The sequence below is a fragment of the Laceyella tengchongensis genome (assembly GCF_900182735.1).
Classification (GTDB): Bacteria; Bacillota; Bacilli; order Thermoactinomycetales; family Thermoactinomycetaceae; genus Laceyella; species Laceyella tengchongensis.
Map to the genome: position 1 here is coordinate 73,906 of NZ_FXTU01000002.1, position 19,505 is coordinate 93,410.

At 50.7% G+C, this 19,505-nt stretch carries 6 protein-coding genes; 5 read left to right on the forward strand and 1 reads right to left on the reverse strand.

Features of this window, described 5'->3' with window-relative positions; genetic code table 11:
• Window positions 1–262: 262 nt before the first annotated feature.
• From QQZ12_RS03990 to QQZ12_RS04010, 5 genes are all read left to right on the forward strand, one after another.
• The gene (locus tag QQZ12_RS03990) at window positions 263–982 is read left to right on the forward strand and encodes a response regulator transcription factor (RefSeq protein ID WP_102993855.1); all 720 of its coding nucleotides are present in this window, start codon (window positions 263–265) and stop codon (window positions 980–982) included.
• Complete coding sequence (locus tag QQZ12_RS03995) at window positions 979–2,058, forward strand: HAMP domain-containing sensor histidine kinase (protein WP_245888346.1); 1,080 nt, start codon at window positions 979–981, stop codon at window positions 2,056–2,058. Before QQZ12_RS03990 ends, QQZ12_RS03995 begins: the two co-directional genes overlap by 4 nt.
• Window positions 2,059–2,186: 128 nt before the next feature.
• Window positions 2,187–3,047 (forward strand): ABC transporter ATP-binding protein, encoded by an 861-nt coding sequence (locus QQZ12_RS04000; RefSeq protein ID WP_102992759.1) that lies wholly within the window; start codon window positions 2,187–2,189, stop codon window positions 3,045–3,047.
• A gap of 17 nt (window positions 3,048–3,064) precedes the next feature.
• A complete protein-coding gene (locus QQZ12_RS04005) occupies window positions 3,065–4,606 on the forward strand; it encodes a hypothetical protein (protein ID WP_106342666.1) in 1,542 nt (513 codons plus the stop codon).
• 96 nt (window positions 4,607–4,702) lie between these two features.
• Complete coding sequence (locus QQZ12_RS04010; RefSeq protein ID WP_102992761.1) at window positions 4,703–5,569, forward strand: DUF4097 family beta strand repeat-containing protein; 867 nt, start codon at window positions 4,703–4,705, stop codon at window positions 5,567–5,569.
• Between the two features lie 75 nt (window positions 5,570–5,644).
• On the opposite strand, the gene QQZ12_RS04015 is transcribed toward QQZ12_RS04010, so the two are convergent.
• Window positions 5,645–19,417: a non-ribosomal peptide synthetase gene (locus tag QQZ12_RS04015; RefSeq protein WP_284724018.1), complete on the reverse strand. Its 13,773-nt coding sequence runs from the start codon at window positions 19,415–19,417 to the stop codon at window positions 5,645–5,647.
• Between the last annotated feature and the right edge of the window lie 88 nt (window positions 19,418–19,505).

Sequence of the window (19,505 nt, forward strand, 5' to 3'; positions counted from 1 at the left end):
GGCAATTTCGTTTTATCGTATTTATTTTTATGCTTTTTTAATTGTCCTCCTTTTGTGTCATCATGCCAACATGCATGTTTATCCAGCCGAAAACAGCTCATATTTCTCTGGATTACCCATCCTTCACATGACCATTTTCTCACTCACCCGATCTTTGTAACCTGTAGCCGATTTGTCGAATTTTATCATAGACTTAAGACATGGGTTCGCCAAACAATTATAATGAACGGTGGAGAATGATATGCAAAGTGAGGGTGAATGGATGCGCACAGAAAAAATTCTTTTAATAGATGATGAAGTTGGCATTCTTAATATGTTGGAAAAAATCTTGCTGAAAGAAGGGTTTCACTCGATCGTGAAAGCCACGTCAAGCAAAGAAGCCTTACAAGCCGTGGAGACGACCCCATTTGACATCATCGTGCTAGATGTGATGCTACCTGATTCCGACGGCTTTGACTTGTGTCGAAAATTACGCAATGTGACCGAAGCACCGATTCTGTTTCTGTCGGCGCGCTCCAGCGATTTAGATAAGTTGACCGGCTTGGGGATCGGTGGCGACGACTATATCACCAAACCCTTCAATCCTTTGGAAGTAGTCGCCCGCATCAACGCCCATCTGCGCCGAAACAGCATCCTCAAAAAATCGATGCAAGCCAAGCCGACCAAATGGGATTTCGGTTCTTTTTCAGTCAATAAAGAGACGGGACAGTTGTTTGTTAATGGTAAAGAAGTCCGTTGCACAGCGAAAGAATATGACCTGATGATCTTTCTGTGCGAACATCCCAATCAGATTTTCACAACCAGCCAGTTGTATGAGCAAGTATGGGACTCCATGTTGATGGGGGACGAAAAAACGGTGGCCGTCCACGTATCCAAATTGCGTAAAAAAATTGAACCCGACCCCAAAAATCCCCGATTCATCGTGAACTTACGAGGCATCGGTTATAAATTTGTTCCCCCCAAGGCAGGTGAACGTCCATGAAAATGAGCTTTCGCATCGCTCTGCACTTCGTCTTAAGTTTGCTCTTGATGTTGTTCCTGTTGGGATTGTCAATGATGTTCATCGAAGAAATCGTCCCGGAATCCAATAAGAACTTCAACCAAGCGCCCCTGTTCGGCATTATCGTGTTTGTGGTGTTCGCGATCAGTTATGGTTGGTACCTGGGACGGCCTCTCCGCCACCTGATCAGCTGGATCCGTCAGTTGGCGGAAGGGGACTACTCAGTTCCTGACAAAATTCAGCGCAGTTATCAACCCCATAACCATCAGATGAAAAAACCTTACCAACTCTATCAGGATGTGTTGCTCAATGTGTGGACGCTAACAAACACCCTGCAAGAAAATGAATTGAAAAAACAACAATTAGATGAGTTAAAAAAAGAATGGATCGCTGGCATCTCCCATGATTTAAAAACGCCGCTCACCTACATCAACGGTTATTCGACCATGTTACTGTCGCCGCATTACCAATGGACAGAAGAGGAAAAAGAGCAATTCTTGAAAGAAATCCACGCCAAATCAATCCATTTGCAAGAATTGATCCAAGATCTCAATCTGTCCTTGCAACTGGATGAAAACAAAATTCCTCTGAATTTGAAAAAGGTGGACATCATCGAGTTTGTGCGCCGGGTGGTCGCCGATGCGGCCAACGACCCCAGGGCCAAAGATGATCAGATTGAATTTTATACCTATCACGAACGCGCAGAAACGGAAATCGACGAAAAACTCTTCAAACGGGCCCTGCAAAATTTGATGATGAACGCCATCATCCACAATCCGCCGGGAACAACCATTCAAGTGTCGATCCTCGTGAGCAGCCAGGTACAGATCGTGATCCAAGATAATGGCAAAGGCATGGACAAAGAAACGGTGGATAACCTCTTCGTCAAATATTACCGAGGCACTCCCACCGACGCGCCGGCGGAAGGGACGGGCTTAGGCATGTCCATCGTCAAACAGCTGATTTCTGTGCACAAAGGAACGATTGACGTCCACAGTCAATTAAACAAAGGGACAACCGTAACCATTTCCCTTCCTCGCCATTTGGCCAGCACTTAACCCACTCAGCCAAGCAGAGTTTTACCTGCTTGGTTTTTATTTTGTCAACCTTTTGCTTTGATTTTACTTTCTTTTTACTTTCATTTCTTATGCTATAACCAATCACTTATTTGAAAGGCGAATGATACATGAATTTGACTATCAAAGATGTGAGTAAACATTACGGCAAAAAACGGGCCCTTCATCAACTGAACCTAGAGCTGGACAAAGGGGTCTGGGGATTTTTAGGTCCCAATGGTGCCGGCAAGTCAACCATGATGAAGATTTTGGCCACCATTGACCAACCCACTGAAGGCACTGTCACTTGGAACGGAGTCGACATCGTTAAGCACCCGTTGGCTCTGCGGTCAGAACTCGGCTATTTGCCACAGGACTTCGGCGTTTATCCTAATTTAAACGCCATTGAGTTTTTAGAATATATGGCCGCCATCAAAGGGTTGCCTATGAAGCAAGCGCGCAAACGCATCGATGAGTTGTTGGAGCTGTTAAACCTGACCAATGATGCCAAGCGCATGATCGGCGGTTATTCGGGCGGGATGAAGCAACGTGTCGGCATTGCGCAGGCGTTGTTGAACGACCCCCAATTGCTGATTGTGGACGAACCCACCGTAGGGCTGGACCCAACGGAAAGAATCCGGTTCAGAAACTTGCTTTCCCAGATTGGAAAAGACCGCATCATCATCTTGTCGACCCATATTGTCTCCGATGTGGAAACGATCGCTAACCAGATCATCCTGATCCGTCAGGGATCGCTGATCGCCAACGCCAAACCGGAAACGCTCTTGGAAATGCTGGCCTACAAGGTGTGGGAGTGCGTCATCCCGGCAGAAGAGCTCGATTCGCTCCAGAAAAACTTCATCGTCAGCCATGCCGTCCATCGTAGCGACGGACTATTGGTTCGCGTGGTTTCCGATGAGCCGCCGGCCCCAGACGCCGAAAATGTCCCGGCCTCGCTTGAAGATGTTTATCTCTATTACACCATGAACTAAAGAAAGGGGGGAAAGCCATGAACACTTTCACCATTATTCGCACTGAAATGTTGCGGCAAATCCGCAGTTACCCATTTATGATCACCCTCGCGCTGATCATCTTCATGGGATACGCGCTAGTGCCGACCAGCGATGCCGGGTATACGATTCTACACACCGGCGGCGTGCGCGGGATTTACAATTCCGCTTGGTTGAGCGCGATGGCCACCGTGGCCTCTGCCACACTGTTGTGGTTGTTCGGCTTTTATCTGCTGAGAAGCAACATTTCCACAGACCGGCAATTGAACATCGGCACATTGATTGTCCCTTCTCCCTATCGAAATGGACAATATCTGTTCACCAAAGCGCTTAGCAATTGGCTGCTCCTGCTGATGATGCACTTGGCACTCATCTTCGCATTCATGGTGATGCAACTGGTGCGGCGGGAGAGCGTCATCATCAATGTATGGGATTATTTCGCGCCGTTTCTGTTCGTGATCGTCCCTTCATTCGCAGTACTGGCCGCCTTGACGATCCTCTTTGACGTCATTCCTGGATTGAAGGGAGCATTGGGCAATTTTATTTACTTCTTCCTTTGGGCCGCTCTCGGCGCGTTTAGTCTGGAAAAATACACTTGGGCCGATGTGATGGGAGTGCAATTCATATTCTCTGCCATCATCGCCGATGCCAAACAGCACGTTCCGCTGGCTGACGAAAGTTTCGGCTTTGGATACAACGAAATCGGGAAATTGCAAACCTTTGTCTGGGACGGGATCACTTGGACTCCCGACATCATCCAATCCCGCCTGACTTGGTTCATCTGGGCGATTGGGCTGTTCGCGGTAGCCCTTCTGATCTTTCGCCGCAATTCATTGCTGAATCGCCACGCTCCCGCTGAGAGCAAACCGGGGAACCCGGCGGTCAAACCCTTGCTACAACAGGAGCTCACTCCGGGAACCATGGCGCTGAGCCCATTGCAAGGAGAAAAACGGTATGAATTGATTCCCCATATTCGTGTGGAACTCAAGCTCATATCAAAAGATTTTCCACGCTGGTGGTACATTGTCACCCTGCTGTTGATCGCAGGAAGCCTGTTTCTGCCATACAACGAACTGAAAGATTGGATGGGATTGTTGCTGGTTTGGCCCATCGCGCTGTGGTCGCAAATGGCCACTCGCGAAAAGCGCTACCGTATGACAGCGCTGGTTACATCCAGCGGCCCACCTTTGCTCCAAACCCTCTCCATCTGGATCGCCGGATTGTTAGCCACCTTTGCCCTAGGAATCGGCGTCACGCTAAATACGATCATGGCTGGCGATTGGGACTTTCTGCTCTCCTGGGTGGTGGGAATGTGCTTTGTGCCAACGCTCGCCTTACTATCTGGCGTAATCAGCGGGACCAAGAAAGTATTTGAGGTTATTTACCTGCTATTGTGGTATATGGGACCGATGCAATACGAATCAGCACTTGATTTTTACGGACTGCATCTGACGTCCAAATTGACCTGGTTCTATTTCTTATGCACAGTGGTACTGCTTGCAACCGCCTTGTTCTTGAAGAAAAAACAAGCGAATGCTTAAAATCCCTTCCAATTTTCACCTCGTTGGAAGATGATGATATACATGATCCACAATTCAAACAAACCAAATACACAAAATGATTAGGAGGATGTAAACATGAGAAAAACTTCATTGATCGCAGGCTTGGTACTTTCATTGACCGTCATGTCAGGATGTTCTTTGGATTTAGATGATCCGGACTTCGACACCAACAACTCCAATTCCAACAGCAACATCAAGTTAGACGCTGGTGCCATTGATACTTCGAAAAAGGGACAAGTTCAAAAAAGTTTTCTCGCCGACAATGTTTCCGTGCTTGACATTTATTCCAAAGAGATTGGCGTACAACTCCATCACTCTGATAGCAATGAGATCAAGGTTTTGCTGACTAATGTAGACAATGATACCAAGTTAGATGCAAACGTGAGTGGTGATACCTTGCAAGTAAAAATGGGTGCCGGCCCTTCCGTATTTGGCCTTAACACCACCACCCCCACCCTTCACATCTATGTGCCGAAAAAATCTTATCAATCCATCAAACTGCATTCGCAAAACGCCAACTTTACCGCCGAGAACTTGGAAGCAGCTGAGTTAGACTTAAACACCAACGAAGGCGACTTTAAACTTAATGGATTCAAAGGTAATCAACTGACCGGAAAAACAGCACATGGCAACTTCAACTTGCAACAAATTGATGCACCGTTCTCCATCAGCTCCTCTTCCGGTGCAGTCAACGTCTCCGTAGCCAATGGCATCATTGGTAACAGCCAAATCCGTTCCAGCTTTGGTGACGTCAAAGTAAATGTAGGCACCGAAGCCGTCCATGTAAACCTTCGCTCCGATCAAGGGATCTCTTCCAGCTTTTCCGCCCCCGCAGTAAAAGATAACGAAGGAGTTTTCACCATGGAGGGCGCACTGAATGGCGGTGGTGGGTCAAGCAAGTTGACCATCAATACGGAAGGCAGAATCAAATTGGAAAAATAAAGAAGGTAAAAACACCCAATTCCAACACCTTTGCATAAAAAAAGCGGCGATTGCCAAGGCAATCGCCGCACTACCTTATACTCGTTGTCCTTTCTGTTCCGCACGTTTCTTCAGGCAATGCGCGATGATGTTGCGCAAATGCTCCTGATAACGTTGCACCAGACCTTCCACGGTGCTGTGATGATACACCGTTTTGGGATAACGAACCGAAATCAGCAATTGACCCTCTTCAACCAACCCGTTGAAATCCAGTTTAAACGGCCATTGGTTGAGCGGACTAACCCCTTGTCCGACAGAAACGGACGTCAACTCAGTTTCTCCCGCCTCTACATCCTGCACAAATTGCCCTTGATAGTTGAAGTTGATCTCCGGCTTCAGGACAAAGGAAAGCGCCTCTCTCTTGCTCGGTTCAAGCATATACCGCAACAAGCTATAGCCGATCCCTCTGTTAGGTACGGACCGAATCGTCGCTTTCACTTCTTGGATAGCTTTAGCGACATCCAACGCGGTCAGATCGAATACCACGGGATAGATGGAAGTGAACCAACCGACCGTGCGAGTCACATCCACGTGTTCAGCAATCTCTTCCCGACCGTGCCCTTCCATGTGAACGGCCACGGGCTCACCCGTCCATTCTTTGACTGTCAGTGACAACGCGGTCAACAAGATGTCATTGATCTCCGTCTGATAAGCATCATGCACCTCTGTCAACAGCGCCTTGGTTTCTTCCTTGGAGAAGGTGATCTCCGCAACGCCTACATCCCGAATCAGATATTTGCCGTCACTTTCCATATCGACAGGCAGCGGGGCCACTTCCTGTGCCACCACCTGTTGCCAATACGGCCATTCGGCTTGCATGAAGGCGTCACTGTTGGCATAGTCGCGCAACGATTCGCTCCATGTTTTAAAGGAGGTGGTTTTATCGGGTAGCCTAATCTCTTTTTCTTGCAACACCTGCTCATAAGCAGAGTATAAGTCTTCCGACAGGATGCGCCAGGAGACCGCATCAACCACCAAGTGGTGAATGATGATCAGCAGATAGTCACCGTCATGGGTGTAGAACACCCCGCACCGGACGAGTGGCCCATCGGTGAGCGACAAGCTTTCGTGCATGCGATTGGCCTCCCGCTCAATCACTGTGGCAACATCCACTTCCTCTGATTCGTCCATCAGGTTGAACTCTTCCACAGTGAAATAAGCATCTGCCTCTTGCTCATCATAACCTCGGTTGAATTGCGTCCACTGTCCATCTTGGAAGGAATAACTCATGCGCAATGCATCATGGTGTTGAACGAGCTTTCTCCATACTTTGCGCAAGGCATCCGCATCCCAGCATTCCGGACGGTGCAACACCACAGCCATGTTCCAATGTTCCGGAACGTCGGACAAACCGAAGATCCATTGTTGCACCGGTGTGACGGGTACTGGCCCTTCCACCACATGATTTTCCATGTTTTCGCCCTTGACTGACACATATGGAGCCAAAGACGCAATCGTCGGATGCTTGAGCAAATCACTGATCTGCAAGCGATATTGCTGTTGGCTGGCGCGGGCAGCAATCTGAATAGCCTTGATTGAATCCCCGCCCAAGGTGAAGAAATTGTCATGGATGCCAACACGCTCACGCTTGAGGACATCTTGCCATATTTCGGCCAGCAACTTCTCTGTGGCGGTTGTCGGAGCCACATATTCCACACCTGCATCAGCGTTCGCTTCCGGGCGAGGCAGCGCGCGCTTATCCACTTTGCCGTTTGATGTCAGCGGCAACTCATCAAGTTGGATGTAATGCGATGGAACCATGTAATCGGGCAACGACTGCTCCAAGTGACGGTGCAGGTCAGCCGCTTCTTCCTGCTCTTCGCAAACGACATACGCGCACAGGAAGGATGGGTTTTGGCCGGATTCTTCTTCCAGCGCCAGCACAACCGCTTCTTTGACGCCGGGATGTTCAAGCAACTTGCTCTCAATCTCTCCCAATTCGATGCGGTGTCCGCGAATCTTCACTTGCTGGTCAATCCGGTCGATATAATCAATGCTGCCATCCGGCAACCACCGAACCAAGTCTCCGGTGCGGTACATCCGATCTCCTTCTTTAAACGGATTGGGTACAAACCGTTCCTCAGTAAGTTTCTGATTGTTTAAGTACCCTAGAGCCACACCGTCTCCAGCGACGCAAAGTTCTCCCGGAACCCCGATTGGTTGCAATTGGTTCCGCTCGTTCAGCACATACACGGTGGTGTTGTTCAACGGTTTGCCGATCGGCACCCGGTTCGTCGTCGCTACCTCTTGCGTGATGGCGTGCGTCGTAGCAAAAACCGTGGTTTCTGTGGGGCCGTAACCATTGATCAACCGACCGTCGCCCAGATAGGCAACCGCTTTTTTCACATGGGCCAGCGATGCTTTTTCACCGCCAAAGACAATCTTCTTCATCTTGTCAAAGCAGGAGAGATCAAACTCGACCAAGGTGTTGAAGAGAGCCGTGGTCATGAAGCTGATGGTAACCTCCCGCTCCCGGATGAGTTTTGTCAGATCTTCCAGCGACATAAGCAACTCTTTTGGCACCAGAATCAACTTCGCTCCGTTTAACAAAGCGTTGTAAATGTCAAAGGTTGACCCGTCAAAAGCGTAGTTGGAGAGTTGCATCAAGGTGTCCTCTTCCCCAACTTCAATATATCCGTTATTGACAATCGTTCTGACGATGTTGCGGTGAATGGTCAGCGTTCCTTTCGGCTTACCGGTAGAACCAGACGTATAGATGATGTAAGCCAAATCATCCGCCGTGTTCACGTTGGTCAAGTTGGTATCCTCTTCATCCAAGCCCAAGGATTGGTTGATGAAAATCACGTCTCCATCATATCCTTGCGGCACACTCAAATCAGGTTGCATCAACAAGAGCCGCACATCACTGTCAGACAACATATATTGGATGCGCTCCACGGGATAGGTGGGATCAATCGGAACATACGCGCCGCCTGCCTTGAGAATGGACAGCAGGGCGATAATCTGATTGAAGGAGCGATCGGCGATGACCCCCACCCGTTGGTTGGGTTGCAAGCCGTTGGCGCGCAATACGCGAGCCCATTGGTTTGCCCGTCTGTTTACTTCCGCATACGTCATGGTGCGGTTCTCCCACTCCAAGCAGATGCGCTCAGGCGTTTGGGCCACTTGTTGTTCAAACAGTTGATGCACAGTCGCTTCGCGGGGGAATTCCGCTTGCGTTTGGTTAAAGTCGAACAAGATTTGCCGTTTCTCCTCTTCCGTGCACAGCTCTAGGTCGGCCAACCGCGCAGACGGTTGATTTACCACTTGTGCCAACAGATGAGTAAAATGGCGAACCATTCGCTCGATCGTTTCTTGTTTGAAGAGGTGGGTGCTGTATTCTACCGTCAATTCTAACTGATCTGCTTCGACAAACACCCAGTTCATATCAAACTTAGCTGCTTTCCAATCCATATCGACGGGCTCGATGCGAAGGCCGGGCAACTCCAGCTCGCCCATGTCGATGTTCTGCACGGTGAGCAGGGTATCAAACAATGGCTGACGACTGAGATCGCGCTGCACATCCAACCGTTCCAACAGCTCTTCCAAGGGATATTCCGCATGCTCGTATGCTTCTAACACCTGCTGTTTGACGGCGTCGATCAAAGACTCAACCGTTTGCTCCGGTTGCAGGCGGTTGCGGATAGCAAGGGTATTGACAAACATCCCCACTACCGATTGCAGATCCGGATGCGGCCGTCCCGCAACAGGGGAACCCACAATCAGGTCGTCCTGCCCTGAGTACTTGGACAAGAGCAACTGATAAGCGGCCATCAAAACCATGTGCAACGTGACTTGCCGCTCAAACGCGAATTGCTTCACCTGGCTGGTTAACGCAGCATCCAGTTGGAAGCCCACTTGGTTTCCATCAAAGCGCATCACGTTTGGACGCGGATAGTCGGTGGGCAATTCCAACACCGGCAGAGCACCGGAGAATTGGTTCACCCAATAAGCCTCATCTTGCTTCCACTGCTCCGTTTGCATATAGCGCTCTTGCCATACGGCGTAATCTTTGTACTGAACCTTGAGCGCTGACAACGGTTTTTGTTGGTACAAGCTCATCAAATCATGCATCAAGATATCCATCGACATGCCGTCAGAAATAATGTGATGCATGTCAAACACCAAGATGTGATGATCCTCAGCCAACGAAATCAATGTCATGCGCGCCAGCGGGGCTTGACTCAGGTCAAACGGCCGGATGCACGACTCGGCCATGCGCTTCGCTTCCTCCAGGTGGGTGGCATGTAATCGCTCAATCTGGCAAGGTACGGTCGGAGCGATCTTTTGCACCAATTCCCCATCATGGAAGTGGAACGAAGTACGGAGGGATTCGTGCCGCTGAACTAGCTGGGCGAATGCGCTCTCCAGGTGCGCGATGGACAGATTTCCTTTGATCTCCGAGATGAGCGGCATATTGTAGCCGACATGCACATTTTCAAATTGCTGAGTGACGTACAAGCGTCTTTGTGCCGAAGAAACCGGATAGTAGTCGCGTTCTTCCACGGGGCGGATCTCCTCGAAGCCCGTTTGTTCCGCTTGGCCGATCAAGTGCGCTAGATCGCGCAGGACGGGGCGAGAGAATACCTCGCGCAAGGAGATTTGCACACCCAATTCTTGATGAATTCGCGCTGTCAACAGCATCGCTTTGAGCGAGTTACCGCCCAACTTGAAGAAATGGTCCAGCGCGCCGACAGGCTCCACGTTGAGCACTTCTTCATATATCTGGGACAATCGTTTCTCTACTTCGGTTGCCGGGGCCTCGTAGGTGTCACCTGTTTGAGCGCCCTCTGGCTCCGGCAAAGCTTTTTTGTCCACTTTGCCATTGGGCGTGAGCGGGAACTGATCCAACTGAGTGAGATATGACGGGATCATATAGTCAGGCAACTCCGTCGCCAAATGCGCGCGCAAGTCTGCGTCACCCACTGTACTTTGGGCAATGACATACCCGCACAGCACCATTTCTCCGTTCATCTCCCGCGTGATCACGACCGCTTCGTTGACGGCGGGATGCTCCAGCAACTTCGCTTCAATTTCCCCGGTCTCAATCCGGAAGCCGCGCACTTTCACTTGTTCGTCGATCCGTCCGAGATACTCGATGTTGCCATCTGGCAGCCATCTTGCCAAATCGCCGGTTCGGTACATCTTCTCACCCGGCACAAACGGATTGTCGACGAATTTTTCTGCGGTGAGATCCGGACGGTTCCAGTAACCTCGTGCCAGACCGGCTCCGCTGACGCACAACTCTCCAGGCACACCGATCGGTTGGAGATGGTTGTACTCATTGACGATATAGACTTTTTGGTTCGCAATCGGCTTTCCGATCGGCGGTTTGCTCATCTGCGGTGAAAGCTTAGCCAATGTGGCGCAAACCGTGGTTTCCGTCGGGCCGTAAGCATTAATGAAGGTAAAGTCTTTACTCCAGACTTTGATCAAATCTTGTGGACAAGCTTCTCCCGCGGTTACGACGGTGCGCAAGGCCGGCAAGTTTTCTGGCGACAATGACTTCAGCACCGTGGGCGGCAAGGTCATGGTTGTGATCTCTTGGGCTCTTAACCAACCGGCGAAGTCGTAGAAGAGTTTCTCTTTCTCCTCCATCACCACCGTTGCACCATGGAGCAAGGACGGGAAGATTTCCCATACAGACGCGTCAAAGCTGAAGGAAGCGAATTGCAGGACGCGGCTATCTTCCGTGATGTCAAGCGCATGGGCCACCAACTGCAAGTTGCAGACGGAACGGTGTTCAATCATTACCCCTTTCGGTTTTCCGGTTGAACCCGAGGTATAGATCATATAGGCGAGATCACTTGAATCGTTGCCATTATCCACCGCATCGCCATCGAGTTCGGTCCACGGGATCTCTTCAACACGGATGGTTTCTCCTGCATAAGCTTCAGGTACAGTCGGTTCACCCAATGTGAGCAACAAGGCGGCTTCGCTGTCAGACAGCATATGCTCAATCCGGTGTTGCGGGTAATGGGGATCGACCGGAAGATAAGCTGCACCGGCTTTGAGAACGCCCAGCATGCCGACGATCATTTCTAAGGAAGGAGGCATCATCAAGGCGATGATCTGGTTACGTTCGGCACCTTTGCCGCGCAACAATCTTGCCAACTGATTGGAGCGGATGTCCAATTCCCGGTAAGTGAGTTGTTCTTGGCCAAATACCACCGCCGGCTTGTCTGGGGTGCGAGCTACTTGCTCCGCCCACAGGGAGTGAATGGTTTGATCTGCCGGGAACTCCACTTCAGAGTCATTAAATGCGACCAGCAGTTGTTCCTGTTCTTCTGCTGTCACCAGTTGCAAATCGGCCAGACGGCAATCCGGGTTCTCCACGATTTGCTCCAACAGGCGGACAAAGTGGCCAGCCATGCGAGCGATCGTCGCGTGCTCGAACAAATGCGTGCTGTAGCCGATGGTCAACTGTGTGGCATCATCTTTCTCCACCGTCCAGCTCAAGTCGAATTTGATTTTATTCCATTCCCATTCATAAGGCGTCAGTGGGAGACCAGACAACCGCATGTCAGACATCTCCATGTTTTGCACGGCAAACATCGTGTCAAACAGCGGATGGCGGCTCAAGTCGCGGTGTGCGTCCAGTTGATCGACCAATTCTTCAAACGGATAATCGCCATTTTCCAGCGCTTTGAGCATGCGTTCCTTCACATCGGCCAAAAAGGCGGAAAACGTTTTTTCCGGCTGCGGCTGGGTGCGGATCGCCAAGGTGTTGACAAACATGCCCACCATTTGCTCCAAGTCGGGATGGTCGCGGCCGGCCACCGGGAAACCGACGATGATATCTTCTTGTCCTGCGTATTTGGACAGAAGCACATGATAGGTTGCCATCAACGCCATATGCAAAGTCACATTGTTCTCGATCAAGAAACGATCCAACTTTTGCATCAACGCGGTGTCAATTGGCATGGTGAAGTAATCTCCGTCGAACTGTTGCACCGGCGGACGCGGTTTGTCTGTCGGCAATTCTAGCATCGGCAGTTCCCCGCCCATCTCTTTCAGCCAATACGCTTCTTTCGCTTGCCATTGCTCTGTTTCTCTGTGCCCATTTTGCCACACCGCGAAATCTTTATAGTGAATGCGGAGCGGAGGCAAGTCAGCCCCATCATAGAAGCTGGACAGTTCTTTAAGCATCAGGTTCACAGAGACGCCGTCCGAAATAATGTGGTGCATGTCTATAACCAGGTACTGCAAATCTTCTTCCACTTCGACCAATGCCATCCGGAACAATGGCGCTTTCGCCAAATCAAACGGCTGGATCAAAGAGGAGAGGAGGGTATCCAGTTCTGATTCATCGGCGATTTTCTGCTGAGTCACGGCAAAGTCCACGTGTGGATGAATCCATTGCACCAATTCTCCGTTCACAAAACCAAACGATGTGCGCAAGGACTCATGGCGGGCGATCAACCGGGTGCCAGCTTCTGTCAAGCGAGCCAGATCAAGCTGCCCTTCCACGCGCAACACCATCGGCATGTTGTAACTCATTCCGCCTTCTTCCAACTGTTGCGTGACATAAATTCGTTTCTGTGCCGAGGAGACAGGATAATAATCGCGCTTCTCAACCGGGTTGATCTCAGCATATTTGCGGGTATCCGCCTGCTCGATCAAAGCCGCCAACTCTTTCACCGTCGGATGGCTGAAAATATCGCGCAGAGACAGGTGCACATCGCATTTCTTTTGAATTTGCGACACCAAGGCCATGGCCTTCAGCGAATGGCCGCCCAATTCAAAGAAGTGGTCAAGAACACTCACACGGTCTACATTCAAGACCTCTTGCCACATCATGGCCAACTCGCGCTCCAGATCCGTCTGCGGCGCTACATACTCCCGGTCGGAGCCCGCTGTACGATCCGGCTTGGGCAAAGCTTTCTTATCCACTTTGCCGTTGGCTGTCATCGGCAGAGCCGGCAGGGTCACCAAGTGCGCAGGAATCATGTAATCCGGCAAGGTCTGAGCAAGGTGCTGTCTCATGTCTGCGTATGTCCATTCGCCGTCGGTTACGACATAGGCACAAAGCGCCGTCTCCTGCTCGTCGGTGTGAGCCACTACTACCGCTTCTTTCACTGCGGAATGCGCCATCAGACGGCTGGTGATTTCCCCGATCTCGATGCGGAAGCCGCGAATTTTGACTTGATCATCGATCCGCCCCAAAAATTCAATGGTACCGTCCGGCAACCACCGCACCAAATCCCCTGTCTTGTACATTTTTTGTCCCGGCTCAAACGGATTGTCCACAAACCGTTCCTGAGTCAGATCAGGGCGGTGCAGATAACCTCTAGCCAAACTTTGACCGCTCAAGCAGAGTTCCCCAGGCACACCGATCGGTTGCAACTGATGGTGTTCATTTAAGATGTACACACGATTGTTGGTGATCGGTTTTCCGATCGTGATCACATCGGCGTTTTCATCAATCCGGCCGCTGGTGGCAACAACAGCGTTTTCAGTGGGGCCGTAGTTATTGACCACTTCATACGATTGCGGAACGATGTGTTGAGCGCGATCACCACCGATCAACAAGGTTTTGAGCGTTTGATTGGGCAATTTCATGAACTGCTCAGCAAATTGAGTCGGCAAGAAGCTGATCGTGATGCCCTGCTCTTGGAAAAACGCATTTAATGCAACTACGTCGTAACGAACATCTTCTTCCACCATATACAGTGTTGCGCCCGCCACCAGCGTCGGGAAAATCTCCCACACAGAAGCGTCAAATCCGAAGCCCGCGTATTTGGCACTGCGGTCGTCCGCCGTCAGGTTGAAGCGCTCCACATGCCACAGGCACAAGTTCATCAGTGCCCGATGCTCCACCATCACCCCTTTGGGCTGACCTGTGGACCCCGACGTGTAGATCACATAAGCCAGATCGTCCGCTTTTGTCTGAGTGCCCAGGTTGGTTGTCTCTCCTTGACGGAAAGAGGTGTCATCGATCAGCCATACATCCCCGTCCCATTCCACTTGCAATTGAACCGAACCATGCGTGAGCAATAAGTTCGTGCGGCTGTCATCGAGCATATACCGGACGCGCTCAGCCGGATAATTGGGGTCGATCGGCAAATATGCTGCGCCTGCTTTCAACACGCCCCAAATCCCCACCAGCATCTCAACCGAGGGTTGGAACATGAGAGCAACAATCTGTTCTTTGCCCACACCCTGTTGACGCAAACGGCGCGCCAATTGATTGGCCCGGTCATTCAGCTCGCGGTAAGTAACTGACTGACCTTGATGCACCACTGCGGGATGATCAGGGTTCCGTTGCGCCTGTTCTTCAAACAACGCAACAACATGCTGCTCGGTCGGATCTGCTCCTTCCGTTGCGTTGAACTCGACCAGCAATTGTTGTTTTTCTTCTTCGGTCACCAACTCCAACTCAGACAATTTCACCGTCTTATTGTCAATGATTTGTTTGAGCAAATGGAAATAATGGCCAACCATGCGTTTAATCGTTTCCGGCTTAAACAGATGGGTTGCGTATTCGACGGAAAGGCTCCAATCGGTTTCGTCAAATGTCCAGCTCATATCGAATTTAGCGGTATTCCAATCCGTCTGATACGCCTCGAACCGGAGGGTGTCATCTTGGCTTTGAGCCGCTTCAAAGCTTTGGATCGTGAAGGTCGTGTCAAAGATCGGATGACGGCTCAAATCTCGTTGCTCTTGCAATTTTTCAACCAATTCTTCAAATGGATAATCACCGTGTTCAAAGGCAGTCAGCACCCGCTTTTTTACATCCGCTACAAACTCGGTAAAGGATTGGTCTTGTTTTGGAAAATTGCGCAATGCCAACATGTTGACAAACATCCCGACAACCGATTCCAGATCGGCGTGAGAACGGCCCGTGATCGGAGCGCCTACCACGATATCTTCTTGTCCTGTGTACTTTGCCAGCAACACATTGTAGACCGACAGCAACACGATATACAGTGTGCTTTTTTCTTCGGCCACGAAGGACTGCAATTTTTCCTTGAGATCCGGATCGGCCGCAAAGGTGAGCAGCTTTCCGGTCAGCTGTTGTACCGCAGGACGCGGGAAGTCCGTCTTCAACTCCAAGGTCGGCACGGAATCCTGGAATTCTTGCAACCAGAACGCTTCTTGCTTGTTCCACTCTTCTGATTGCAGGAGCGACTGTTGCCACACTGCATAATCTTTGTATTGGATCTTTTGCACCGGCAATGTTTTGTCATGGTACAAGTGAACCAGTTCGCGATAGAGAATTTCAGTAGAGACGCCATCGGAAATGATGTGGTGCATATCCATCAACATGATGTGGCGCTCTTCCTCGACCTGAATCACCGCGATGCGGCACAATGGCGCCTGGCTCAGATCAAATGGGCGAATGCGCGCATCAATCAACGCTTGCACTTCTGATTCATCTTCCGCCGTCACCCAATCCACTTGCAACGTGACATCCGAATGGATTTTTTGCATCAATTCGCCATCCCGCATGTGGAAAGAGGTGCGGAACGATTCGTGGCGTGCGGCCAATTGTCTTACCGCGTGTTCCAATTTCTCCCGATTGAGCTTCCCGGTGAGTTCCAAGGTCATCGGAATGTTGTACCCAATGCCGCCTTCTTCCAGTTGCTCTACCACATACAAGCGCTTTTGCGCCGAAGACACGGGGTAATACTCCATCTCATCCGCTTTCTCAATCGCCGCAAACGAGGTGCTTTTCGCTTTTTTGATATAAGCGGCCAACTCTTTGACCGTATCTCGGGCAAACACTTCCCGCAACGGAACATCCGCGTCCAACTCTTTCAGGATGCGCGAAGTCAGCATCATGGCTTTGATCGAATGGCCGCCCAACTCGAAGAAATGATCTTCGATACCAACTCGCTCCACACCCAAGACTTCTTGATAAATGCCAACCAACGCTTCTTCAATTCGGTTGGTCGGAGGAACATAATTGGCCGTAGACACTTTCTCCGGCACCGGCAACGCCTTGCGGTTCACCTTGCCGTTTGACGTGAGCGGGAATTTGTCCAACTCTACGAAATATGAAGGCACCATGTACTCCGGCAACGTCACTCCCAGATGTTGACGTAGCTCAGCCGCCGTCCACGCCTGACTCGCCACGACATACGCAGCGAGATAAGCGGCACCTGATTCGTCGGTCCGCGCCATCACCACGCACTCGGTGATCGCTGGATGTTCCAGTAGCTTCGTCTCAATCTCTCCCAGCTCGATCCGATGTCCTCTGATTTTCACTTGATGGTCGATCCGACCCAAGTATTCCAACGTGCCGTCAGACAGCCAACGCGCCAAGTCCCCCGATTTGTACATCCGCGCCCCTGGGTTAAACGGGTCCTCGATGAAACGCTCCGCTGTCAACTCCGGCCGGTTCAGGTACCCCCGCGTCACACCTGCCCCGCTGACATACATCTCTCCTGCAACCCCGATGGGCACCGGATTCATCTGTTCATCCAACACATACACTTTCAATGTCGGGATTGGCACCCCAATGTTGCTCACATTGGACTCGATTTCCCGTTCCGTGATCTCTTTATAAGTCACGTGCACGGTCGTTTCCGTGATTCCGTACATGTTGATCAATTTCGTTTGCGGATACCGCTCTCGCCACGGTTTTAACATGCTCGGTGCCAAGGCTTCCCCGCCGAAGATCACCATTCGCACCGACATTTCGTCCGATTTCGGCCCCATCATCTCCACATTGGACAATTGGTAGAACGCGGTTGGCGTTTGGTTCAAGACGGTTACCCGCTCCCGCTTCAGGAGATCCAAAAACGCTTTGGTGTCTTTGGCCACCAACGCCGGCACCACGACCAACTTTCCGCCGTACAAGAGGGCCCCGTACATCTCCCACACCGAGAAGTCGAAGCTGAAGGAGTGGAACATCGTCCACACATCGGCCTCGGAGAAATCGAACAGGTTGCGGTCGTTAAACAGCAAGCGAATCACATTGCGGTGCTCCACCATCACCCCTTTGGGATTGCCCGTCGAACCGGAGGTATAGATGATGTAGCACATATCCTGCGGCTCATTCACCGAAGCTGGCGCTTCTACTCCCTCTTGCCAAACGATCTCGTCGAAATAAACGATTTCGCCGGTGTAAGAGCCCGGCACTTCTAGCCCTTTCCGCGTCAGCAACAGGTTCGTGCCGCTGTCTGCCAGCATGTAGGTGATGCGGTCTTGCGGATACAGCGGGTCGATTGGCATGTATGCGCCGCCCGCTTTCAATATCGCCAGCATGCCGACGATCATTTCGATGGAACGTTCCACCATCAAGCCTACGACTTGATCCCGTTTTACTCCGCGCTCGCGCAGCATGACGGCCAATTGGTTGGCGCGGTCTTCCAACTCGCGGTAAGTAAGCCGTTCTTCTTCAAACACCACTGCGATGTTGTCCGGCGTCCGTGCCACTTGTTCAGCAAAACGTTGATGAATGGTTTGCGCTGTCGGATAGTTGGCGTCTGTTTGGTTGAATGCTGTCAGCACTTGTTGCTTCTCTTCTTCGGAGATCACACTGATCTCGGCTACCGGCACCTGTGGATTTGCCAATACTTGCTCGATCACATAGCGAAAGTTGCGGGTCAGATTTTGCACAAACACTGGATCGAACATCGCCCGGTTAAATGAAAATCTGACTTCAATCCGATCCTCATCATAAGGAATGACCAACACGTTAAACTGGTAGTTGGTTTGTTCATACGCCTCAGAACCGACCACTTTGAAACCCATTTTGGCCATACTCTCATCCATGGCGTCAGCATCGAAGGGATAGTTTTCAAACACGAACAGATGATCAAACAAATGGTTGTTCAACGCGCTGTTGGCTTGGATATCCGCCAAGGACAAGTAATCGTACTCTTCGGATGCGATCGTCGATTGTTTGGCCGTTTGCGCCAACTCGATGAACGAAGCACCCTCTTTGGTGCGCACGCGAACGGGAATCGTGTTGATGAACAAGCCAACAATGTTTTCGATATTGCGAATGTTTTTGTTGCGGCCTGACACAACCGCCCCAAACACTACATCATCCGTGTGATTCATCCGTTGCAACAGGACACCCCAGATGCATTGGAACAGGTTGTTCAAGGTGAGGTGATGTTGTTGCGCCAATTTGGTCAAGCGTTTTACCACCGTTTGATCCAATGTGCAGACGATTTCTTCCGGCTGGAACTCATCTCCGCTCGTGTGATAGCCTTGGCGCGGAATCTCACTCATCTGCGTGTATCCTTCCAGATACGTCTTCCAGTACGCCTTCGCTTCATCATGATCTTGTTTGTCCAACCAGCGGATGTACTCACTGTAAGGGGTCGTTTTTGTCAGCACTGGCTTATTGCTCGCCAGCAGTTGCCCATAAATGTCAAACAACTCATCGAGCACGATGCCCAAGCACCAACCGTCCATCAGGATGTGATGGTGGCTGAAGATAAATTCGTAGCGGTTAGCCTCCGTTTTCACTATGGCAAACCGCACCAGCATATCCCGTGACAAGTCAAACCCTTTTTCGCGATCTTTGCGCTTATATTCGCTAAGAAATGCTTCTTTCTCTTCCGTGGGCAGTTGGCTGATGTCATGGTAATCCAATGTCGCTTTGCGTCGCCGTAAAACCACTTGCCGCGGCTTGGCTAATTTCTTGTAACTGAAAATCGTCCGGAACACTTCATATTTGTCCACAATCCACTGCACGCTCTCCGCAAACTTGTCGATATCCAGGCTACCCTCGATGGTTAGCGCCATTTGCTCGAAATAAGCGTTTCCTTCGTCGTGGATGGAATGGAACAACATGGCTTCCTGCATGGGTGAAAGGGAGTAAATATCTGCAATTTGCTTTTTATCCATCGATGCCTTACCTCCCAAATCAAAGTGATCAGTACTTGGGGAGGGGAGGGTAGCGCCACTGATTGCGCCACCCCCGTTTCCTTCCCAT